The sequence below is a fragment of the Gracilibacillus halotolerans genome, from assembly GCF_014206945.1.
GTDB lineage: Bacteria > Bacillota > Bacilli > Bacillales > Amphibacillaceae > Gracilibacillus > Gracilibacillus halotolerans.
This window is the reverse complement of sequence record NZ_JACHON010000007.1, coordinates 60,984-82,850: the sequence shown is the minus strand read 5'-3', so window position 1 is coordinate 82,850 and position 21,867 is coordinate 60,984. Positions and strand designations below refer to the sequence as shown.

The 21,867-nt window shown below is 36.6% G+C and carries 20 protein-coding genes and 1 pseudogene; 7 read left to right on the top strand and 14 right to left on the bottom strand.

What is annotated here, in order from left to right; all coding sequences use genetic code 11:
• Positions 1 to 536: 536 nt before the first annotated feature.
• From GGQ92_RS09235 to GGQ92_RS09220, 4 genes are all read right to left on the bottom strand, one after another.
• Positions 537 to 1,052: a YwhD family protein gene (locus GGQ92_RS09235; RefSeq protein WP_184247542.1), complete on the bottom strand. Its 516-nt coding sequence runs from the start codon at positions 1,050 to 1,052 to the stop codon at positions 537 to 539.
• Positions 1,053 to 1,213: 161 nt separating this feature from the next.
• Complete coding sequence (locus tag GGQ92_RS09230; RefSeq protein ID WP_184247539.1) at positions 1,214 to 1,396, bottom strand: 2-hydroxymuconate tautomerase; 183 nt, start codon at positions 1,394 to 1,396, stop codon at positions 1,214 to 1,216.
• Positions 1,397 to 1,414: 18 nt separating this feature from the next.
• Positions 1,415 to 1,915, bottom strand: coding sequence for a YwgA family protein (locus GGQ92_RS09225; protein ID WP_184247536.1), 501 nt, complete (start codon positions 1,913 to 1,915; stop codon positions 1,415 to 1,417).
• 11 nt (positions 1,916 to 1,926) lie between these two features.
• Positions 1,927 to 3,222, bottom strand: a complete 1,296-nt coding sequence (locus GGQ92_RS09220; RefSeq protein ID WP_184247533.1) for an HD domain-containing protein — start codon at positions 3,220 to 3,222, stop codon at positions 1,927 to 1,929.
• 82 nt (positions 3,223 to 3,304) lie between these two features.
• Here GGQ92_RS09220 and GGQ92_RS09215 point away from each other — a divergent pair, with 82 nt between their 5' ends.
• A complete protein-coding gene (locus GGQ92_RS09215; protein ID WP_184247531.1) occupies positions 3,305 to 4,156 on the top strand; it encodes a lipoate--protein ligase family protein in 852 nt (283 codons plus the stop codon).
• A gap of 56 nt (positions 4,157 to 4,212) precedes the next feature.
• On the opposite strand, the gene menC is transcribed toward GGQ92_RS09215, so the two are convergent.
• Positions 4,213 to 5,322 carry an o-succinylbenzoate synthase gene (menC, locus tag GGQ92_RS09210; RefSeq protein ID WP_184247527.1) on the bottom strand — a complete coding sequence of 370 codons (1,110 nt, stop codon included), beginning with the start codon at positions 5,320 to 5,322 and terminating at the stop codon, positions 4,213 to 4,215.
• A gap of 441 nt (positions 5,323 to 5,763) precedes the next feature.
• Positions 5,764 to 6,735, bottom strand: coding sequence for a phosphate acetyltransferase (gene pta / locus GGQ92_RS09205; RefSeq protein WP_184247524.1), 972 nt, complete (start codon positions 6,733 to 6,735; stop codon positions 5,764 to 5,766).
• Positions 6,736 to 6,928: 193 nt separating this feature from the next.
• Here pta and hemQ point away from each other — a divergent pair, with 193 nt between their 5' ends.
• The 3 genes from hemQ (at position 6,929) to GGQ92_RS09190 (ending at position 8,548) form a co-directional block, all read left to right on the top strand.
• Positions 6,929 to 7,675: a hydrogen peroxide-dependent heme synthase gene (gene hemQ / locus GGQ92_RS09200; protein ID WP_184247521.1), complete on the top strand. Its 747-nt coding sequence runs from the start codon at positions 6,929 to 6,931 to the stop codon at positions 7,673 to 7,675.
• 142 nt (positions 7,676 to 7,817) lie between these two features.
• Positions 7,818 to 8,285: a spore coat protein GerQ gene (gerQ, locus tag GGQ92_RS09195; protein ID WP_184247518.1), complete on the top strand. Its 468-nt coding sequence runs from the start codon at positions 7,818 to 7,820 to the stop codon at positions 8,283 to 8,285.
• Between the two features lie 11 nt (positions 8,286 to 8,296).
• A complete protein-coding gene (locus GGQ92_RS09190; protein ID WP_184247515.1) occupies positions 8,297 to 8,548 on the top strand; it encodes a hypothetical protein in 252 nt (83 codons plus the stop codon).
• A gap of 17 nt (positions 8,549 to 8,565) precedes the next feature.
• On the opposite strand, the gene GGQ92_RS09185 is transcribed toward GGQ92_RS09190, so the two are convergent.
• Genes GGQ92_RS09185 through GGQ92_RS09175 form a run of 3 tightly spaced genes read right to left on the bottom strand, consistent with a single transcriptional unit; the run spans position 8,566 to position 10,584 of the window.
• A complete protein-coding gene (locus tag GGQ92_RS09185) occupies positions 8,566 to 8,934 on the bottom strand; it encodes a DUF423 domain-containing protein (RefSeq protein WP_184247512.1) in 369 nt (122 codons plus the stop codon).
• A gap of 19 nt (positions 8,935 to 8,953) precedes the next feature.
• The gene (locus GGQ92_RS09180) at positions 8,954 to 9,223 is read right to left on the bottom strand and encodes a DUF5327 family protein (protein WP_184247509.1); all 270 of its coding nucleotides are present in this window, start codon (positions 9,221 to 9,223) and stop codon (positions 8,954 to 8,956) included.
• Between the two features lie 23 nt (positions 9,224 to 9,246).
• The gene (locus GGQ92_RS09175; RefSeq protein ID WP_184247506.1) at positions 9,247 to 10,584 is read right to left on the bottom strand and encodes a sodium-dependent transporter; all 1,338 of its coding nucleotides are present in this window, start codon (positions 10,582 to 10,584) and stop codon (positions 9,247 to 9,249) included.
• 178 nt (positions 10,585 to 10,762) lie between these two features.
• Between GGQ92_RS09175 and GGQ92_RS09170 the strand changes: the two genes are divergently transcribed.
• A complete protein-coding gene (locus GGQ92_RS09170; RefSeq protein ID WP_221437282.1) occupies positions 10,763 to 11,620 on the top strand; it encodes a fructosamine kinase family protein in 858 nt (285 codons plus the stop codon).
• A gap of 352 nt (positions 11,621 to 11,972) precedes the next feature.
• Here GGQ92_RS09170 and tnpA read toward each other — a convergent pair.
• The 3 genes and pseudogenes from tnpA to GGQ92_RS09155 all read right to left on the bottom strand — a co-directional run bounded on the left by tnpA (position 11,973) and on the right by GGQ92_RS09155 (position 14,579).
• Positions 11,973 to 12,389, bottom strand: a pseudogene (tnpA, locus tag GGQ92_RS09165) (IS200/IS605 family transposase).
• A 287-nt stretch (positions 12,390 to 12,676) separates the two neighbouring features.
• Positions 12,677 to 13,837, bottom strand: coding sequence for an ABC transporter permease (locus GGQ92_RS09160; protein ID WP_184247503.1), 1,161 nt, complete (start codon positions 13,835 to 13,837; stop codon positions 12,677 to 12,679).
• A complete protein-coding gene (locus tag GGQ92_RS09155; protein WP_184247500.1) occupies positions 13,827 to 14,579 on the bottom strand; it encodes an ATP-binding cassette domain-containing protein in 753 nt (250 codons plus the stop codon). Before GGQ92_RS09155 ends, GGQ92_RS09160 begins: the two co-directional genes overlap by 11 nt.
• A gap of 221 nt (positions 14,580 to 14,800) precedes the next feature.
• On the opposite strand from GGQ92_RS09155, the gene GGQ92_RS09150 reads away from it, so the two are divergent.
• Positions 14,801 to 15,499, top strand: coding sequence for a LytR/AlgR family response regulator transcription factor (locus GGQ92_RS09150; RefSeq protein ID WP_184247498.1), 699 nt, complete (start codon positions 14,801 to 14,803; stop codon positions 15,497 to 15,499).
• 15 nt (positions 15,500 to 15,514) lie between these two features.
• A complete protein-coding gene (locus GGQ92_RS09145) occupies positions 15,515 to 16,474 on the top strand; it encodes a GHKL domain-containing protein (protein ID WP_184247496.1) in 960 nt (319 codons plus the stop codon).
• 463 nt (positions 16,475 to 16,937) lie between these two features.
• Here GGQ92_RS09145 and GGQ92_RS09140 read toward each other — a convergent pair whose 3' ends face one another.
• Together GGQ92_RS09140 and GGQ92_RS09135 are read right to left on the bottom strand one after the other, a co-directional pair.
• Positions 16,938 to 17,960, bottom strand: coding sequence for an acyltransferase family protein (locus tag GGQ92_RS09140; protein ID WP_184247492.1), 1,023 nt, complete (start codon positions 17,958 to 17,960; stop codon positions 16,938 to 16,940).
• Positions 17,961 to 18,155: 195 nt separating this feature from the next.
• Positions 18,156 to 21,701 (bottom strand): hypothetical protein, encoded by a 3,546-nt coding sequence (locus GGQ92_RS09135; protein ID WP_184247489.1) that lies wholly within the window; start codon positions 21,699 to 21,701, stop codon positions 18,156 to 18,158.
• Positions 21,702 to 21,867 lie beyond the last annotated feature (166 nt).

The following is a 21,867-nucleotide window of genomic DNA, read 5'->3' as shown; positions in this document are numbered from 1 at the left end:
AGCACCTGCGACTCGCGTTAGAACCTATCCACTCGAGATAGAGCACCTGCGACTCGCGTTAGAACCTATCCACTCGAGATAGAGCACCTGCGACTGAAGATAGAACCTATCCACTCGAGTTAGAGCACCTACGACTCGCGATAGAGCAAATCCACTCGAGATAGAGCACCTGCGACTCGCGTTAGAACCTATCCACTCGAGATAGAGCACCTGCGACTCGCGTTAGAACCTATCCACTCGAGATAGAGCACCTGCGACTCAAGATAGAACCTATCCGAGTCACTCAGAATCAGCATGACTGCAAGCTAATAAACCTGAACATTTCACCTTAAAATAGATAAATTGAAAAAGGCTGACTCCAGAACCGTCGGTAAGCGGTTTAGAGTCAGCTCTTTTTCTGTCCTAGTAACAATAAGAGTTACTTAAATCTTATTCTATAAAGAAGTTAGAGTTTGGACAAGTAATAAAATTGCTTTTCATTGATTGTTCACAAATTGTTCAATTATTCACCAATATTATGCACCACATGTTTACTATTATGGTAATGCTTTCTTTAGATCTTCCGAAGCTCTCTCCCACATATCTATATCGTAGTCTTTTAAAAAGTCTCTAAGTAGATTTCTCGATGTTTCATCCATATCCTCTACGATTACATGACCTTTCAAAGATTTATCCATTCGATTCACATGTTCTGGCATCGATTTATAGGCACGCTTTATCGAACGATCAACAACAATTTCACAGCCTGTTACACCATAGTAATAAGGCCCGTCTTGACCACGTTCAACAGTTACCCAGACAATCCAATATAATTTTCCATTTGGCACTTCATCTTTATTTGGAATAATTTTCACACGACGTTCTATCTCACTACGGCCATGCATAGCACCCATATCAATAAAGGCTCGCTCTTCTTGTGGATCTACGATAACAGGAGTCACATTCTCCAAACTAACGGAACCAACACCATAGCCACCATGTCCGTCTGTGGAATCATCCTTCAATATCGTAAATTGATTTGTTTTCTTTTGTGTCTTTTTTTCCTCAGACATTCCAGTGCCCTCCTTAATATCTATTCATAGCTTCATTGTAGCATATTCTATCTGTTATACGAAAAGGCAAGCCCATCTATTTTAGGCTTGCCAGCTTGTACAGTTTACAAAAATAGGAGCTTTCTAAAAGAGAAGCCTATCCTAACCTTTGGTATATGGATTCAGTCGATTAGTCGTTTACCACCAACACCGTAATTTCGTTTATCAATGTCCTCAATAAACACAACTACTTTTTCTGGTGCAACATCCACTGTTTCTGCAACAGCCTCTGTAACTTTCTCGATAAGTGCTTTTCTCTGTTCCTCTGTTCTTCCTTCTAACATCTGAACCGTTACGTATGGCATACTAATACTCTCCTTTTTTTATTGTTTAAGAGAAATCTTGTGGATGAAATCCCAAGCTTCTTCTATATCTGATTCTGTATAGTTCGATTTTTTCTTTACTTCTTGTACCTTTTTGTTTACTTCTTCTTTATCTAAATTATCAAAATATAGCATGGTAGACACAAGCTCTAAGAATCTTGAACTTTGATTTTTAAGCAATACCGCTAAATCGTCATCTACTGTTAGTTCCGTTGGTGCCTGTTCTAAAAATTGCTTGCCTCTCTCGGTAACTTCATAACGATATTGATAATAGTTACTCTTCTGTTCCTTCATTTCTGAAATAAACCCTAGATTCGTAAGCTCTTCCACTCTGAGACTGAGCTCTTCCGAGTATGGTCCATAAAAATGAAACGTAAACTTCTCTTCAAATCGATAGCCTAACTTTTTCATAATGAATATAATTTTTTGTAGCTTCTTTCTTCCAATAATGCCGTCTGTTGAAGCTATCACTTTCACCAATTTCGCATGATTTTCTAACACTTTCGACACCTCTATTTCTGCTTATATAAAATCTCCATTATTTTGTCTTTTTGATTCGCTGGTAATTGCTCTACTAAATCTTTAGGAAAATATAATTTATGATCTGTTCGAATTTTTCCTGAAATGGCATCTACAATTTCTGATTGGCGAGATAATTCATTCAATTCGCCATTCGGTAAAAGCAAATGAATAGGTAATCGTTCTTCTTCCTCTCCTGGTCGATAGAAATCGTATGGTAAATCAGAAGATGAATCTACTACCAAGTAATATTCAGGATTCAGATTCGCTTCCTTAAAAAGTTGATATAATTCCATCAAATTAGACATTTGTGAATTGGGATTAAACTCTATATATTTAAATAGTTTTCTATTCATAAATCGATAAGCTAAATCACTTAAAATAGAATCTTCTTCCTCCGTCCACATTTGAAAATAATACATAACTACAGATTCATCTAGCCGAATATAGTCCTCTAAAGATACGTCGTCATTAAAAAACGAGAGGAATGGAGTAGGTTCTATTTTGAAAGAGTAATTTTCTCTATAAAGTTGTTTCGCACGATGCAATATTTTCGTTAAGATTACTTCTGCACTTCGAGTAACTGGATGAAAATATACTTGCCAATACATTTGATAACGACTCATAATGTAATCTTCTACTGCATGCATGCCCGTTTCTTTCACCACTACCTGGTCGTCATATGGTCGCATAACACGAAGGATTCGTTCCATATCAAAATGTCCATAACTAACTCCCGTAAAATAAGCATCTCGTTGAAGATAATCCATTCGATCTGCATCTATCTGACTCGAAATTAAGCTAACGACAAGTTTATCTTTGTACGTTTTGTTAATTACATCCGCTACTTTTTGTGGGAAGTCTGGGCTGACTTTGATAAGAATTTCATTCACTTCTGTATCCCCTAAAATAATCGCTCTTGTAAAATTTTCGTGGTCCAGATTGAATACTTTTTCGAATGAGTGGGAAAATGGACCATGACCTAAATCGTGGAGTAGTGCTGCACTTAAACATAATAATCGTTCCTCTTGATTCCAGTTAGGCCGATGTGCAAAATTCTCCAAAATTCGCCGAACAATTTCATAAACGCCAAGAGAGTGGTTAAATCGACTGTGCTCTGCACCATGAAATGTCAGATAGGAGGTACCTAGTTGCTTAATTCTACGCAACCTCTGAAATTCCCTCGTTCCTATCAAATCCCAGATTACTCGGTCTCTGACATGGACATAGCTGTGAACAGGGTCTTTAAACACTTTCTCTTCGTTTAGTTTTTCATCTTTATATGCCATGTATGATACCTTCCTCTTTTTACTTATTATCTAGTATAATATACTTTGACGTAGACGAAAACAGACAGGAGCATTTCTTTTCATGAAAAGTTGGAATGATTTTTTTAAAAACAAAAAAATAAGAATCGTGGATGACAGCAATCCGACAAAACTAGGGACCGCGATGGGCTCTTTTGCGCTGGATGACACTTTATGCGAAACAACTGGAAAAATGTCGGATACTATCGCTGTACGTTTCTGGGTTCATTCAAAAACGATTGTCCTTGGAATATTAGATAGTCGCTTACCTGAGATTGAAGCTGGCATTGCTTTTCTTCGCTCTCAAGGTTACGATATTGTACTTCGTAATTCTGGTGGCTTGGCGGTTGTATTAGATGATGATATTTTAAACTTTTCTTTCATCTTACCTGATTCAGAAAGTTTAGGCATTCACGATGGCTATGAATTGATGACTTCCTTTATTCAAGAAATGTACAGCGATTTGACGAATGAGATAGAGGCGTACGAAATTGTTGGTTCTTACTGTCCTGGAGATTATGATTTAAGTATTGGTGGCAAAAAGTTTGCCGGCATCTCTCAACGACGCGTCAAAAAAGGAATTGCTGTACAAATTTATTTATGCATGGAGGGTAGCGGTTCAAAACGGGCTGAACTCATTCAAGAATTTTATAAAAAGGCACAGGCTGAAGCCTCTGAACGTTTTGATTACCCAGAAATCGTGCCATCCACTATGCAATCATTATCAGAGCTGCTAGGGACAAAGCTCACTGTAGCAGATGCTATGCTACGTGTAAGAAATTTACTAAGCTCCGTCAGTGATGATATTTACGAACAAGACCTCTCAACGGAAGAGCTCCCTATTTTTGAAAAAAGAATGACACAAATGATTGATAGAAACAAGAAAATAACGGATATTATTGAAGAGAATGAATAATTGTTTAAAAGTGGGAATTATCTCCCGCTTTTTTTAATTGAAGCATTGTGAAATTTTCACCCTAAACTTTTTTCATAGCTTCTATAATGTAGCAGTGCTTCCAAATCTATTTCGTATCCGATACCAGGCAATTGTGGTAATTCGACGACCCCATTCTCTACTTCCACTTCTGGCTGAATAATATCTTGTTTCCAATACCGTTGTGATGCTCCAGTATCAGCTGGTAATTGAAAATTTGGTAATGTAGCAAGAGCTAAGCTTTGCGCACGTCCAACACCCGCTTCTAACATACCACCACACCAGACTGGTATATTATGTTTAGCGCATTCGTTATGAATTTCTATTGCATTTGTAAATCCACCGACCTTGCCGAGCTTCATGCTTATAATTCGGCAACTCTCTAGAGCAATGGCTGTTTGAGCGTCTGCTAACGTATGAATACTTTCATCGAGACAGATTGGAGTATGTAATTCTTCTTGGAGACGTGCATGCTCTACAAAATCATCACTTGCTAATGGCTGTTCGATCATCATTAATTTGAATTGGTCGATTTGCTTTAAATGCTTCAAGTCTTGTAGGTTATAGGCGCCATTTGCGTCTACCATTAAATCAATAGCAGGAAATGCTTCTCGAACGGTTTCTAATACTTCTATGTCGTTACCTTTGGATACTTTTAATTTCACTCTTTTATAGCCTTCTGCTATTGCTTGATTGATTTTAGTTAGAAGTGTTGGCATATCTTTTTGAATTCCTATCGCAACACCAACTTCTATATGTCGGTTTGTCCCTCCGATTGCTTGATAAAGAGGTCTTCCTTTTTTCTTTGCGTAAAGATCCCAAAGTGCACCTTCTACTCCTGCTTTTGCCATGTGATGTCTTTTTATATGTGCGGTTTTTGTTTGAAATTCAGATGGATGTTTTATTGTTGTATGACGAAGTACTGGCCAAATATGCTTTTCAATCGTCATAGCTACTGTATCCGTTGTTTCTTCTGTATACCAAGGACTCTCAAAAGCAACGGTTTCTCCAAATCCTGATACTCCATCTTGATCCATTAGTTCTATAATATGAAACCTTTTTTCGCGGACGGTTTCTTTACTGTTTTGAAACGGAAATCGTAGAGGCATTTTCAATTCATGGAGAATTAATCTCTTTAATGTCATCATCACTATTCACCTCTTACCCTATTAGATTCACTTATTTGTATTATGTCAAACTCTTTACCTTTTTCCTAGAGAAGCACATGGATTTTTGAGAAGTATCGATTTTATTACTAGAATAAAATATGGTCTATCGAGAGTCATGGGTGGTCTATCATGAGTGAAATCAGTCTATCGCCAGTCGAGGGGGAGCTATCCGGAGTGAAATCAGTCTATCGCTAGTCGAGGGTGTTCTATCACGAGTGGAATCAGTCTATCGCCAGTCGAGGGTGTTCTATCGCGAGTGGATTGGTTCTATCGCGCGTCGAGGGTGTTCTATCACGAGTGGATTGGTTCTATCGCGCGTCCTGGGTGTTCTATCACGAGTCGAGGGATTACTCCCCCTCATATTTTGCTCAAAATAAAAAGCTTGTCGAAAGATTTCGACAAGCTTCTTGATTCTGCTATTTAAAGGGATTGGACAGCCGTAATTAGTGCTAATTTATATGCGTCGTCTGCGCTACATCCTCTTGAAAGATCATTAACGGGTTTATTAAGGCCTTGTAGAATAGGACCGACTGCATCAAAGTTTCCTAAGCGTTGCGTAAGTTTATAGCCAATGTTACCTGCTTCTAAGCTAGGGAATACAAATACATTTGCGTCTCCTTGAATAACAGATCCGGGTGCTTTTTTCTCGGCTACAGATGGTACGATAGCCGCGTCAAATTGAAATTCACCATCTAATACTAAATCAGGTGCTTTTTCCTTCGCAATCGTTACTGCCTCTGCCACACGCTCTGTTTCAGGTGATTTTGCAGAACCTTTTGTTGAGAAGCTTAACATTGCTACACGTGGGTCAATATCAAATAATTCAGCTGTTTCTGCACTAGCTATAGCAATTTCAGCTAAATCATTACTATCTGGAGAGATATTAATCGCACAATCAGCAAATACGTACTTCTCTTCCTCACGTACCATGATAAATACTCCGGAAGTTTTCTTAATACCTTCTTTTGTTTTAATGATTTGCAATGCTGGACGAACTGTATCTGCAGTAGAGTGTGCTGCTCCGCTTACTAGTCCATCAGCTTTGTCCATATAAACAAGCATCGTTCCAAAGTAATTCTCGTCTAACAGAATATTACGTGCGTCCTCTTCGGTTGCTTTCCCTTTTCTTCTTTCTACGAAGGCTTGAACCATTTGATCAAATTCACCGTACGTACTAGGATCCAATACTTCTACGCCTTCCAATGAAATACCTAAATCCTTCGCCTTCTGTTCTACTTTTTCTTCTAATCCTATTAGTACAGGTTTGACAATTTGCTCTTTTGCTAATTGACTAGCAGCCTGTATAATTCGTTCATCTAAACCCTCAGGAAATACTATTTTTCTTGTGTTTCCGGACAATTGCTTCTTAATACTTTCAAAAATATCCGTCACTATTTCATCCCTCCAAATTGGTATCTGTTATATATGATATACCTTTTTGTGTAATAATGAAAGCTGAACATCTTATTGGAATCGTTTTAAATCTGAAATTCATTATTTTGTCATAAATAACGACACTCTCAATGCCTATCCATCTATATTTTCCCCAAATTATGTTATATTAAAACAAGAAGGAGTGATTATCATGGCAGAAGCAGTAGAAACAATGGACGGCTGGTACTGTCTACATGATTTACGCAAAATCGATTGGAAAAAATGGAAAAAGACTTCAAAAGAAGAAAGAGAAGAAGCAATTCAAGAATATCAAGCAATGCTTGAGAAATGGGATAACATCAGGGAAGCCCGTGAAGGTAGTCATGCACTTTATACCGTGATGGGACAAAAAGCTGATATTATCTTAATGATCTTGCGTCCTACGATGGATGAGCTAGGAGAGATTGAACTTCAGTTTAATAAATCTAAAATCGCTGAGTATATGATTCCAAGCTATTCGTATGTCTCTGTTGTAGAATTATCCAAATATATGGCTAAAGATGAAGATAATCCTGAAGACAACCCCGGTGTACGAGCACGCTTAACTCCAAAATTACCAGATTGGGATTATATTTGCTTCTATCCTATGGACAAACGTCGAGAAGGATTTGAAAACTGGTATTCTCTCTCCTTTGATGAGCGTCGAAGACTTATGTATGAACACAGTTTTACAGGCAGGAAATATGCTGGAAGAGTAAAACAAATTATCACTGGTTCTATGGGCTTTGATGATTGGGAATGGAGCGTTACTCTGTTTGCGAAAGATGTATTAGACTTGAAAAAAATTGTATACGAAATGCGATTTGACGAAGTTAGTGCTAAGTACGGTGAGTTTGGACCATTTTACGTTGGAAGTATCTTACCGAATGATAAATTACCAAGTTATTTCAGCATATAATAGAGAGTTAAAGTGTCTTCCCTTATAAAGGTGGAGGCACTTTTTTTATGTTGATAATTAATTTTATCATCATCCTGGGCTTTTTGCATATACATGAAGATAGAGACATAAGAATGTCAGCTTGAACGAAAGGAGTTTATCAATGACACAACAAGGGAATTTTCCGCACCAGTCACAAATGAATTTTCCAATGGGAACGCAACAAGGCTTTTCACAACAAGGAGGGATGCCTCAACAACAATTTCCACAGCCTATACCAGGTCAGACTCCATCAGGCATACCGAACTTTCCATCAGGAATACCTGGTCAGCAGCCCGTTTCCGATGTTCCAGGAATGCTTCCATTAGAGCAGTCTTATATTGAAAATATTCTAAGACTTAACAGAGGTAAGATAGCGACTGTTTATATGACGTTTGAAAACAACGATCAATGGAACGCAAAAATTTTCAGAGGAATTATTGAAGCCGCTGGTCGCGACCATATTATTCTAAGCGATCCGGAAACAGGGCAGCGAGTTGTTCTATTAATGGTGTACTTAGACTATATTACATTTGACGAGGAAATTAATTATTTAAACTCTACAGGGAACGTGACATTTAATCCACGATAGGAGAAATTTTGATGCGTAATAAAGCCAGTCTATCTGACTATTTTTCTTCATTATTCATTATAACAATTGCACTCTTATTTTTTTCTTGGCGATTGGCATCTATAAGTCTTTTCCTTTTCTCTTTAACAGGACTGAGTGGTTTATTTCTCTTAGAAGCTTTGAAAGAATCGAGGACCTTTTATTCCTATCAGCAGCTACTAAGAGGAATTGCTCTTCTTGTTAGCATACCTTTATTATTCTACTTAATAAAACCTGCTGGATAACCCAGCAGGTTTTATATTTACAGAAATTTTACTATCGCATATCCGAATAATACCCAACCAATTAAAAAACAAAATCCACCGATTGGAGTGATCATTGCAAAAGTCTTAACATTGGTAGTGGAATATAAATATAAGCTACCAGAGAAAATAATAATACCCGCTAAGAAAAACCAGCCTGCTACAGACAAGCTTGTCGCTGTAATTTTCATCATCGCTAGACTTGTTGCAAGCAAAGCTCCGACATGAAACATTTGATAGGTTACTGCTTTTTCCCACGTATTGAGCATCTTCTCCGAAAGTCTATTTTCCAATCCGTGTGCTCCGAATGCTCCTAAAGCTACCGCTAGAAAACCATTAATCGCTGCTAATAACAAGAATACCTTCATCGTAGCTTATTCCTCCCTATTAAAAATCGAAAATATCGTCCCCATTGCCGTCTTTTTCTTTTAATCGCTTTTCTATAAGTTGAGATGGGGAATTAGTGTTTGTTCCAACCATGCTTTCCCATTCTTTAGGACTAATATTGGTCTCATTAGATTCTACATTTTCCTCTAAGAGTAGATTTGTTAATGCTTGAATGGCACGTGCGTGTTCTCTTGCGTTTCCTTCATTAAGTAAAGCACGTTCGCATTCTTTTTGAATTTGTTGAAATATCTTTTCGTTCGATATTGCCATATTTATCGTCCCCTTTGCTCCAATTATACAATGCCTAATGCGTTAAGGAAAATAATTACGATAAGGATAGGCGCGATGAATTTCACTAATAGATACCATACGTTACCGATGCGTGAATTTGTGAAATCTGTGGAGGAGAGTGCATCTTTCTTCTTGTAATGCCACCCCATAAAGAGCGCCATCACTAATCCTCCAATCGGTAAAAATATATTAGAACTTAAATAGTCCATCGAATCAAAGATATTTAAGTCGCCAATTGGAGTAATATGACTCCATCTCCCCAATCCTAATGACACAGCCATTCCTGAAAAGAAAATGATAATTCCAATTAAAAATGAAGCGGCCTTTCTGGACATCTTTCTCGCTCTCATTAAGTAAGCAACAGGTACTTCCATTAAGGATATAGACGATGTAACAGCTGCCATACTTAAAGCGGCAAAAAAGATAAATCCAATAATGGCTCCGAAATCCATTTGATAAAAAATTTCTGGTAACGTAATAAATACAAGCTCAGGTCCAGAACTAGGATCTATGCCAAACGCGAATACTGCAGGAAAGATAACTACACCTGATATAATCGCAAACGTTGTATCCATAATTGAAATTCCTACTGTTGCACTTGGGAGCTTATGATCCTTTGATAAATAACTACCGTACGTCATCATTGTTCCTACACCTAAGCTAAGCGAAAAGAACGCCTGACCCATAGCTGCGATGATTACGGTTGGATCTTTTAACACCGACCAATCTGGCTTAAATAAAAATTCCACTCCCGCTTTAGCACCTGGTAATGTTAAGCTATAAATTGCTAGGCCAATCATAAGGATAGCTAATAATGGCATTAAAATTTTATTCGCTAGTTCGATCCCCTTTTTAACACCTGCTAGAACTATCAGCATCGTTAAGGTTAAAAAGAGCGCATGCCAGAACAATGGTTGAAAATCTCCAGTAGTATATTCACTAAAGGCAGCCCCATACCCTTCTGCTGGCATTTGATTTAAAAAACCAGACGTATAACCCCATAAATAATAAAGCGCCCATCCTGCAACTACACTATAGAAGCTCAGAATAAGCATCGAACTAAGAACACCTATGTAACCCGCCAAAAACCATGGCTTCTTAGGAGCTAGTTTTTGATAAGAACCAACGATATCTTGTTGCGCTTTACGACCAATGCTTACCTCTGCCAATAAAAGAGGCACACCTATAATAAACACACTTAAAATATAAATAATAAGAAATGCTCCACCACCGTTTTCACCTGCAACGTAGGAAAAACGCCATATATTCCCTAATCCTACCGCTGAACCCATCGCCGCAAGCATAAAACCTAAACGAGAAGCCCAATTTTCTCTTTCCATCTTTACACCTCTCAAACCTTACAATCTGCGTACAACAAATCTATATAACTAATACACTTCATGTCACTATTTTGGCTTTTCTTAGTTTACACGATATCCTCTCTGTTTGCTAGGCATATGAGGGTGGATTATTATGTAAGTATATGAGGATAACTTTCAAAAAAGGAGAGTCGTAATCTTGATTAAGGATAGATTAAAGAAAATTGGCGATGATAATCCTATTATCGAACAACGACCAGTAGTTGGCGGCGATATTAACAACAGTTTCTATGTCCGCACAAATGAACAGGAATACTTTGTTAAGTCTAATCAAAATGTTCATCCATCTTTTTTTGAAGTTGAAGCTCGTGGACTACAAACGATACGCCAAACCGATACAATCAATGTCCCTAAAGTCTATTATTTTGATACGGATTCGACCGATACAATGTATTTTATAATGGAGTGGATTGAAGGAGAGAGAACTGAGCAAACTGGTGAAATTCTTGGCTCACAGCTTGCTAAGATGCATGTAGCGAAAAGCCAACCGTATTATGGATTAGATTTTACTAGTTTCGTTGGAACACTAACACAAGAAAATGCTTGGTATGAAAACTGGACAGATTACTATCGAGAAAAACGACTTCTTCCTCAACTAGAGTTAGGAAAAAGAAGAGGATATATTTCCGGGAAACGACTGCGGAATTTAGAATATGTTATGGAACATATAGAGAAATACATACCATCGAATCCTAAAGTTTCTTTATTACACGGGGATTTATGGGCTGGCAATTGGATGGCTGGACCAAGTGGAACTCCTTACTTAATTGACCCTTCTATCGTATATGGTGACAACGTTTTTGAGTTGGCAATGACAGAATTATTTGGCGGATTTCCTAGAGAGTTTTACGACGCTTATCAAGAGATTCTACCTCTACCCGATGATTATGAGGATAGGAAACCTATTTACCAATTGTTTTATTTATTGGTACATCTTAATTTATTCGGAGAAACATATGGACCATCCGTAGATCGTATTTTAGAAAAATATATATAAGGATATAAGCAAACCAGACTGGGACAGAAGTAATTTTCATAATACAAAATCCGAATGTTATACTAATGCCAAATCAAAATACTTCGCTTTCCGCAGGCAACGCCTCAACTAATTACAAAAGTTATATAAAAACTTTTGTAATGGATTTTCGGCTGTTGCTTTTCCTGCAGGAGTCTTGTATTTTGACTTGGCTATTTATATCATCTCCATGATTTGGTTGGACTTTCGTGCTATTTTTTGTGCTCGGCCTCTTCTCTCTGCGGCTGAAAGCCTATTTTACTGGCCTCGTCCTGAAAGGACCACCGAAAGGTTACCACATTCACTCAATGATTCTAAAAGAATCCCTTATTGTTTATTGTTTTTTCCCTGTAAACGGATCAAACTCTTCGAATATCGTTAATTGGTCCGTCATGTAATCTTCTTTGAGCTGCTTCCTAATATGATCCTGTATTTTCATTCTATTTCTACCCACTGTGTCTACGTAGAAACCCTGGAATCAAAACTTGCGATTTCCGTATTTATAATTAAGATTGGCGTGGTGATTAAATATCATCAAACTACTTTTCCTTTTTAAATATCCCATAAATTGGTATACGCTTAATTTCGGTGGGATACTCTCTAACATGTGTATATGATTCCTACATGCGTTTACCTAATGTATAGTGCTTTGCGTTCGCATAAATCTTTTATAACTTCTCTTATATTTCCCATATATTATTTGTCTCCTGTACTTTGGTGCAAAGACGATATGGTACTTACAATTCCATATTGTATGCTAAACTATTCTGGACATAACAATATTAAACGCGAACAATTAAAAAATGAGATATAAATTACGCAGCAAAAACACGTAGACTCCTGCAGGAAAGCAACAGCTGAAAATCCATTTCATAAGTTTTCAAAAAACTTATGAAATTAGTTGAAGCGTTGCCTGCGGAAAGCGAAGTGTTTTAGCGAAGTAATTATAAAAAAGCGTAGATACCGAATGAATTCTAACAATTCGTTCGGTGTCTACTATGATAAAATACTTCAGTCCCGTCCTCCTATATAAGTGATTTAACTCATAACCCATTTATCTTTTAAGAACAACATTCGTGAGATAACAAACAATACAATAGCTACAATTAGGTTGGTCATTACAAAGAGTGCGATGTGTTTATAATCAATAATTCCAGCAAAAAGTTCCTTAATTATTGAAAACATATTTAAAATTGGGATGGAGAAGTGAAACATATTCAATTCGTTTACCCCGATCATTGTCATAAACATTGCAGGAAACATCCCTAATAACAAAATCGGCGTTACATAGCTTTGTGCTTCTTTCACTGTTTTCGCAATAATACTCGTAATCATCAAGATGGACGCGGTAAACACTGAATAAATAATGACAATACCAACAGATATTCCAATCACAGTTCCAATTCCATTAATTGCTTCTAAAGCGGCTCGTAATTGCTCGGTAAAGAAATATATCTCAACTGTCACAACTATGAGCGTGAGTAATCCGATAAATAGCCCAATGCTAGTAATCGTCAATCCTTTAGAGACCAGCATAGTAGTGCGATTTACTGGTGTCATAAGCAAAGACTCCATTGTTTTTCTCTCTTTTTCCCCTGCAAACATATCCGATGCTGCTGGACTAGCTCCGATACCAATTGCCAAAATTAATATCATCGGTATTAAGAATGCTAACATTTTGGCTGCGCCCTCATCCTCTGCTATCTCTTCATATTGTAAGTGGAACGGCTCAACCATACTATCCGCAATACCTTCTGCTAATAAACGCTCCTTCACGATATTACTTTCCATTGTTACTAAAGCTACTTCAACTAACTGCATCAATTCAGATGATTTTTTACTAAATGAGTCCCCATATACGGTTATCGTTGTATGTTGTTGTGATGCAATATTCTCGGAAAAATTGTCTTCAAACACTATTGCGGCTTGTGCTTTACCTTCTTCCACTTTTTGCTTTACATCATCTGTTTCGATGAGTTCAATATTTTCTATAGGAGAAAAGATCAATTTTTGCTCTTCGGATGCGGTATCTGAAATCGCTAAACGATACGTCTCCCCTTCCGTTGAATCAGTCATTAACATTTCATAGAAAAAGACTAAACCTGTCATCATAATAATTGGTAATAATACGGTCAACAATAACGTTCTACTATCTCGGAAGGAATCCTTCATTTCTTTCCAGTATATTTTACGAAGCATATTCACCATTCCCCCTCACTAATTTGCTCATAAAAATGTAATTTAAATCTTCACTCTGTTCTTCTTTATATAAATCTTCCAACATACCGTTATAAACGAGTTCTCCTTTATGAATCATAGCTACAGAGTCACAAAGCATCGAAACTTCCTCCATAATATGACTCGAGAACACAATCGTTTTCCCTTGTTGCTTTAATTGATGGACTAATTGACGAAACACATTAGAGGACGTTATATCCAAGCCTGTTGTCGGTTCGTCAAACAATATAATTTCAGGATTGTGGATAATGGTTCGAGAAATAGCTACCTTTTGTCTCATCCCTTTCGAAAACCCATTCACTTTACGATTGAGAAAATCTTTCATACCAAACATCTTAGAAAGCTCATCAATTCGCACCTTTGTCTCATGCTTACTTAAACCATATAATGCTGCAAAATACTCCAGGTTCTCTCTTGCTGTAAGACGTTCATATAATCCTGTTTCTCCACCGAATAATACTCCGATATTCTTTTTTATTTCACCAGGTTGTTTAACTGTGTCACTTCCATTAACTTCTATCGTTCCTTCATCTGGCGAAATTAAAGTAGCAATCGCTCGTAATAAAGTTGTTTTTCCTGCTCCATTTTCTCCTAATAATCCTACTGTTTCTCCTTTTGAAATGGAAAAGCTAACATGGTTCAGCGCTGTGACAGATTTCTTTTTGTCCTGAAATCGTTTCGTTACTTCCTTCATTTCTATCATTTCATTTACCCCTCTCTCAACGAGTGTTTTTGTGATTTGTTACTGTAATCGTACCGAATTCTCTCTAAATATTCTCCACTTATGTCGTGAAAAGGCCGTTTCATGTCGTGAAAATGCCAAAACCAACTTATTTAATGGTAAAATAGTGAAGAGTGTGACTAAAAAGAGCTTGAGGAATTCTTTGCTAGATTTTTTATATTTACATAAAAGGCGGGTTTAAAATGAGAGTTGGACTAGTAGATGACAGACAGCTAGATTTAGATAAAATGCATGCGATTATTTCTTCAATAAATGAAATTGAGATCGTCTTCTCTACTACTTCTGCCGAAGAAGCCTATCAACAAATTAAAAATGAGACGATAGATGTATTAATCGCAGATATTGAAATGCCGCACTTGTCAGGCTATGAATTAGCGGACATCATTCACTCCCACGCACTTAGTATTACGGTTATTTTTGTTACTGCGACAAGCGGATATGCCGTTCATGCATTTGAGTTAAATGTTCATGATTATATAATGAAACCATATCAAAAGGACCGACTTATCCAATCAATCGAGCGACTACTAGAAAAAAATAAGTCGTCCGAGATTACGGGAAGGTTGTACTTGAAACAAAAAAATGACATCCATATAATCCAGAAAAAAGACATCATATTTATCGAAAGATCCGGGCGCTCAACGACCATTCATACAAAAAATGAACACGTTACTTCTTATTTAACATTAAATGAACTGGAGGGTGAATTGCGTGAACGTGATTTTATTCGCTCTCATCGTTCGTTCATCATAAATATTCATTTCGTTAAAAACTTTTCTTTATACGCAAAAAACTCCTATGTCGTTTCATTTGATGGTATAGAGGAAACAGCAATGATTACAAAGGATAAAGTGAAGTTTTTGCAGGAGTATTATTTTTAAAGGAGCGTTGTATTTGTGAAGCATATTTCCTTCATCCTACCTGTTCTACTGTTAACGGTACATTTGCTAATGCAAAAGCAACTTGTATCTTTACCTTTACATATTGCATTTGGTTTAATCATTGCTTTTGTTGTAGGTTTCCTATTCCAAAAGCAACTAAGAAATAATTATCGTAGAACGGATAGCTTACTATACATCGGTCAACTAATTGTTTTATCCCTTTATTATTGGAACAGTATGCCGAGTGTTATTCCGCTCTGCTTATTTATTTTAGTCGAGTTATATCGTATTTTTACGATGAAAGATTTGGAGAATGTTAAAAAACAGATTGGAAAGTTAATGGAGGAACAGGAGCAAGCCAATGAAACATTTAAGACTATACGTAGTGAGCGGCATGACTTTTTAAAACATATTTCCGCTCTTCATTTCACACTAGAGAAAAAGGATTATGAAGAAGCGAAACAGTATTTAGACGAGCTTGTTGGTACATATGAAGAAACCAACTTATCCATTAAAGGGGAAAAAGGGGTCATTGCCGGAATCCTGAATGATATGTACAGAAGAGCAAGAAATCTTAACATGTCTCCTTATTTCGATTTAGATGTTCCTATATCATCACTACCAATGAAAGATGTAGATATGGTGTCGCTCATTGGAAACTTACTCTCTAACGCGATTGATGCCTGTGAAGAATGGAAAGATGGGCGAGAACAAACACCGAATTTAGCGCTTGAATTTACGAAAAGAAGTGGCTTGTATATATTAGAATGCCGAAACAGTTCCCTACCCATTCCACCTTCGATATTGGATCAGCTCTACCATTCTTTTGGAGTAACAACCAAGGGAGAACAACATGAAGGCTTAGGGACAAAAATAATTCATGATATTATAAAATCTTATAACGGTTTTCTTGATTTTACATATAAAGATGAACAATTCACCGTCAAAATTAAAATACCAGCTGTTATAGAATGAACAATTATTTTGTTAGTGGATAGGTCTTAGAAAAGTCTTTATTCATTTTGTTTAGCACAAAAGTGTATTAACTCTGTGACTAATTAGGCTGGTCTATCAACTGTCACAGGCGCTCTATCTACCGTCGCAGGTGCTCTATGAACCGTGGATACGCTCTATCTACCGTCGATGGTGCTCTATGAACCGTCGATACGCCCTATCTACCGTCGCAGGTACTCTATGAACCGTCGATACGCTCTATCTACCGTCGATGGTGCTCTGTGAACCGTCGATACGCTCTATCTACCGTCGCAGGTGCTCTATGAACCGTCGATACGCTCTATCTACCGACAGTAGAAACCGAGCAATTCATTAGAATCGGTCGGTTTCTACGTTTTGTATCATTACTTTAAAGAAAAAATACTAATCGGTAGAAAGGTTAATAACGCCACGTCCAGTAGCAACGTCTTTATACTTATGTTATTCAAGACAGTTTTTCTTCTTTATAACGTTTCGTTGCAGGTGTTCTCCAATGACGCTTACCTAGTGAATAATCTGTTTCTACTAACCAATGTGTTAATGAAATTACCCACTTGGTTGATAGGAACCAAACAATCGCAGCCGCAATGACAGCTAAGCCAATAATATCTAAATTCTGTTCCAGCTGTAATAGATTCGCTTGCCGGATATATTGAATAAACAAGCCGTGTAGTAAATAAACATACATCGTCTGTTCTCCTAGATGTGTGAACGATAATCGCGTTCTCGGAACTAATGTTAAAGCAGCAAATGTCATTAATATAGCGATACTATATAAAATTGTACGAAAGATTCCTCCATAGATTGGCGCATCTAATTGCACATAGGGGGTGGAACCGAATAGCCACTGCGCTTGAATAGTTGGTGTGAAATAACTAACTGCAAAGATTGCTACAAGCACGATAATCGCTATCCATTTCCTGTTGATCGTTTGCATGCGGAATAATTTTTCTTTAGAAAACCAAAAACCCATTAAGAAAAATGGGAAAAACACAAACGTTCTTGATAAACTAAAGGTCTCGTTAATGAAAGGAACATAGCCGATTCCTATTCCTATACTAAACGCCAGAAAAATACCCCATTTTGCTGGAAAGCGTTTAAATAAAATGAGTAACAAATGCCAACAAAACAAGCTAACTAAAAACCATAATCCCCAGTGAGGATCTACAATAGAAGTATCCCATCCATTTTTACCAATACCATAAAAATATATTGTATAGAAAATATGAAAAATTACATATGGAAGAAGAATTCTTTTTACTAGTTTCAGAATATACAATTTTTTCCCGCTACCTTTAGCAAAGAATCCACTTACTAGAACAAATGCAGGCATATGAAATAAATAAATCCATTGATAAAGAACATCGGCTAATGGAATACTCGTTTTCAGCGGCTGGATAATATGACCAAAAACGACAAGAAAGATGAATAATAGCTTTGCATTATCAAAATAAGCTTCTCGTTGCATATATCTGTCTCCCTTTTCACCCTATTTCCTTCATCATACCCGGTTTCGAAATATGTAAAAAGCGAACAAACATATTGTTATTAGAATGTTAGCAAGCTGTCAAAGAGTTGTAATCACTGTAAAATTCCAAACAAAAGATGCCATACTCATTCGATTGAGTAGTGGCATCTTTAATAATTCTTTTAATGAAATTGGTTAATCCCATTCTTTTAATACGTTTATCACTTTTTTCCTTCTTGCCTGTAACAGTGTGTTCCCCTCCTGATCCATTCGTTGCTTTTGCCATTCATAGAAGCTTGCAAGACCTATTAGCGTAATCCCACCAATTAACAGATAGAACCACCATGGCATATTCCCCCAAAAAGGTCTCGTTTGTAACATCAAATTTAGCAGCAACACTCCGGCACCTACGAAGAAATAGGATTTTATCTTATAGTGCATCCCGGCTATTAAAGACAAGATTGATAAAACACCGACGATAATTGCATCATAAATTGTATTACTTTCTAAAGCATCTGAAACCAATACAGCCGCTACAACCAATAGAATGAACAACTGAATCTGTTTCATTACTTTTTTATGATGACTCCATACCTTTTTAGAAAGAAGGATTGTAATGATCAACAAAGGTAACACATTAAATTCTGCTTCTAATAACGTTGGAATGTTAAAGTTACCGATTAATGTGTAATAAATGATAAGACTGCTTAGTAAAGCCAACGTCTTAAACAAACGTTGCACTACAAGTAATTGGACACGGTGGATTTGTTGACTCAATAGTAACGTTAATAATACTGGAGCAGATATATCTATTAATAAATCGATTATAAAGTAATCGTGCTGGATCGAACTTGCTACAATCCAAGTGTAGAAAATATAAAATAATGAGAAGATGGAATACATGTCAACGCTCGTTTTCTCTATCTTCTCTGGATTCGTTAGCAAATGCGTATACTTCCAGCGACCTACTACCATTAATAACAAAGAAATACTTATTAAAATACTTACAATAACTTCTTCTGCATATGGTGCATCACTCCAAAAATAAAAGCTTACTATTAGCGGAATGAAATTGAAGTAATCCCATTTCCGGCGATGTAGTAAAACTAACGTGATGACTGTAAATAAAATTGAGATAGCGATAAATAATGCAAATGACGCACCAGCATTTAAATTAATGATTGTAAAGAGTATAAATGGAATCAAGTAAAAATCGATTCTATTTTTCCACTCTTTAGGTAGCACGAACCACACGATTAAAAGGATAATCGATGTAGCATTCAGTATATTGCTAAAAGTGTGTAACGCATCTAATTGATGATAATCTAGGATTACATCTAACAACAATGGGATAGTTAAGAACGATGCATAAAGGAATACTTTTTTCGCCCATTCTACTTTTACAATCATTGCACTGTAACCATATATGATCAGTGGAAGCAATAATACATAAGGGAAAATAGCTACATTATCTCCTCCAAAATGATAAGCAATATACGTATACAAAGAAAAGTATGGAAGTACAATATGACTTAGCCAGAAATAATACGGCTGAATTGCCTGATATTTTCTTCCGATTGTTTCATAGATTGCTAATAAGATAACTGGTGTTAGCAACGCATAATACGTATATGCTGCATAATCATATATTTCAAATGTTACTACGAAGGAATGATAGAGACAAATTGTCATAAAAGCTACTAACCCATATAGAAGGTTTACCTTCGTTTTCCTTGTTAAGAGAATGTACACGACGATACTTCCTATTAACAGGATAGGTGCAATGTATTTGCTGTGAAGCGGGTTATCTGTGAAATAGGTGACAAATAATAGCAGCAATCCAATCGAATACACTAGCTGCCCAATTGCAAAGGCACTAGTAGAAAATGTACCGCTCGTTCGTTTTCTTCTCCATAAATAGCTTATAAGAAGCATCCCGGACCCAATGAGCGCAAAATGGAAAGGGTATTTGAAGATCTCTCCATATATTGCGCTAGAATCACTCAGCACGTCATATAACGAAAGAAGAGAACCAGCCAGTGCTGCATTCAATACCCATAGTGAAAATTGGCTGTTCGTTTTTGTATGTATCAAGTACATCGTCCAACAGCTCAGTAAGAGTAGGAAGGATAGAACCAACCATTCAAACTGAACCATCGTAAAAAATAGCGCCCCTGACATCGTTACTAATGAAATAATAAATCCAGTTGTTTTAATTGTTCGGAACCATTTTGTCGCCTGTTTATAGTAAATATAATAAAACATAACAAGACCGATGCCGAATAAATAAATTTCAAAAAAATCGGTGCTGACACCCCATTCAGCATGAAAAATCCTCCAGCTCTGCAAGCCAGCGACTAGTATAAACAACGGAGATAAAACTCGAAATAAATGATGCTTCGTCTTATCTGCTAAATATAAGAAGTTTCCAGCGATAACTAAATAAGCAATAAACATCGTAATTGTCGGTTCATCTGCTCGAAGTATGATTCCCTGAATACTAATATAAATAAACGCTAAGAATGAAATAATAGCACTCGTCACTTGGAAAGCCTTTTGTAAAAAGGAATGATCTTTAAAATAAAATTGCAAGCCTAAATAAACGAATCCGATAATCGCGTACAGTATGAAATCTACCGATTGTAAGAAGCTATTCTCTACTAATTGATATACACCATACACAAATAATAGAGTAAAAACAAAATGATAGTTTCTCGACTGATAAACAAATATCATCGACAAATAGATAACTGCCGTTAGTAATAGGTTAAAACTGTAAAGTAGAGCATTTTCAAAGACGATCAACATAAGCAATGTACTTATAATCAAATTCGTTTGCGCAAAAATCGGGAGTTGTTTCGTAAATAAAGCGTATTTTTCTCTGTTTTGATATTTATGATAGGCGAATAATAACAAGCCATTGTATAGCATAATCCCTAAGTAAAAAACGTCAATTGGTGGATAAAAGGCAGCGAGAAGAAATCCAACTGCAATTGTCGACGTTAAATAAGAGAGCCATACAAACAATTTGTTTTGATGTTTGATTGCATTTCGTATGTATAATGGTAAACAAATAATAGCGGTAATTAATCCTAAGAGATATTTACCTTCACCTTCAATAGATAACCATTGGCCTAATAATTGATAAAAGCCGATACTAACGACTACAATGGGGAGGAATAAGCTTCCTAATACTAGAAAAGCAAATGCAGTTTTTTCAATTTTTAAGAATCGTCCTGCAATATAGCTTGTTACAAAAAAGAAACCTGCCACCAAACCGATCGATAACGTTTTTGCGAGAGCTGTCATGTTGTCCCAGTTTGAAGTCGCCACTACTAATCCACTTATGAGGATCATAATAACGCCAATCATGAGGGCCCATGTAATATTTCTTTCTCGTAATTTTTCCGGAGACTTTTCCGGTTTCTTAGGTTTTTCGATTTGTTGCTTGGTAACCTGCTGCTGAGATATCGATGGTGTAGTTGGTTGGTTTATATTTTCAGACTCTAGTGATGTCGTTACTGGTTCCTCTTTTGTTTTCAGTGACACATCTTTTTCTGACATAGAAGGGATTGGTTTCTCTTCATTTTCTAAAGAACCATAGACCGATGTGGAATACGTCTCGTACATTCGTTGAATTGCTTTCGCTTGCTGGTCGGTAAGATACTTATGTTGATACATCTTCACAAGTTCTTCTTCAAATATTTTCTTACGTTCCGCTTGCGTATATTTTTTCTCCATAGTAACCTCCTTACTTTCGTTTATAAAGCACAGCTTCTTTACATTACTTTTATTCATTCTTTCCATCTTCTAAAATATACCATATAATCCAACACTTTTGAGCATATTTTTTGAAGGGTATTTTATCAACCGTAGCAGCATCGGTTATTGACAGTACATTTGTTTT

Coding starts and splice junctions, on each gene's coding strand:
- GGQ92_RS09150 (WP_184247498.1), top strand. CDS start 14,801: ATGAGAGTTGGACTAGTAGATGACAGACAGCTAGATTTAGATAAAATG.
- GGQ92_RS09140 (WP_184247492.1), bottom strand. CDS start 17,960: ATGCAACGAGAAGCTTATTTTGATAATGCAAAGCTATTATTCATCTTT.
- GGQ92_RS09230 (WP_184247539.1), bottom strand. CDS start 1,396: ATGCCATACGTAACGGTTCAGATGTTAGAAGGAAGAACAGAGGAACAG.
- GGQ92_RS09135 (WP_184247489.1), bottom strand. CDS start 21,701: ATGGAGAAAAAATATACGCAAGCGGAACGTAAGAAAATATTTGAAGAA.
- menC (WP_184247527.1), bottom strand. CDS start 5,322: ATGATGACATTAAAGAGATTAATTCTCCATGAATTGAAAATGCCTCTA.
- GGQ92_RS09180 (WP_184247509.1), bottom strand. CDS start 9,223: ATGGCAATATCGAACGAAAAGATATTTCAACAAATTCAAAAAGAATGC.
- GGQ92_RS09160 (WP_184247503.1), bottom strand. CDS start 13,837: ATGCTTCGTAAAATATACTGGAAAGAAATGAAGGATTCCTTCCGAGAT.
- hemQ (WP_184247521.1), top strand. CDS start 6,929: ATGGCAGAAGCAGTAGAAACAATGGACGGCTGGTACTGTCTACATGAT.
- GGQ92_RS09235 (WP_184247542.1), bottom strand. CDS start 1,052: ATGTCTGAGGAAAAAAAGACACAAAAGAAAACAAATCAATTTACGATA.
- GGQ92_RS09185 (WP_184247512.1), bottom strand. CDS start 8,934: ATGAAGGTATTCTTGTTATTAGCAGCGATTAATGGTTTTCTAGCGGTA.
- GGQ92_RS09155 (WP_184247500.1), bottom strand. CDS start 14,579: ATGATAGAAATGAAGGAAGTAACGAAACGATTTCAGGACAAAAAGAAA.
- GGQ92_RS09215 (WP_184247531.1), top strand. CDS start 3,305: ATGAAAAGTTGGAATGATTTTTTTAAAAACAAAAAAATAAGAATCGTG.
- GGQ92_RS09175 (WP_184247506.1), bottom strand. CDS start 10,584: ATGGAAAGAGAAAATTGGGCTTCTCGTTTAGGTTTTATGCTTGCGGCG.
- gerQ (WP_184247518.1), top strand. CDS start 7,818: ATGACACAACAAGGGAATTTTCCGCACCAGTCACAAATGAATTTTCCA.
- GGQ92_RS09190 (WP_184247515.1), top strand. CDS start 8,297: ATGCGTAATAAAGCCAGTCTATCTGACTATTTTTCTTCATTATTCATT.
- GGQ92_RS09220 (WP_184247533.1), bottom strand. CDS start 3,222: ATGGCATATAAAGATGAAAAACTAAACGAAGAGAAAGTGTTTAAAGAC.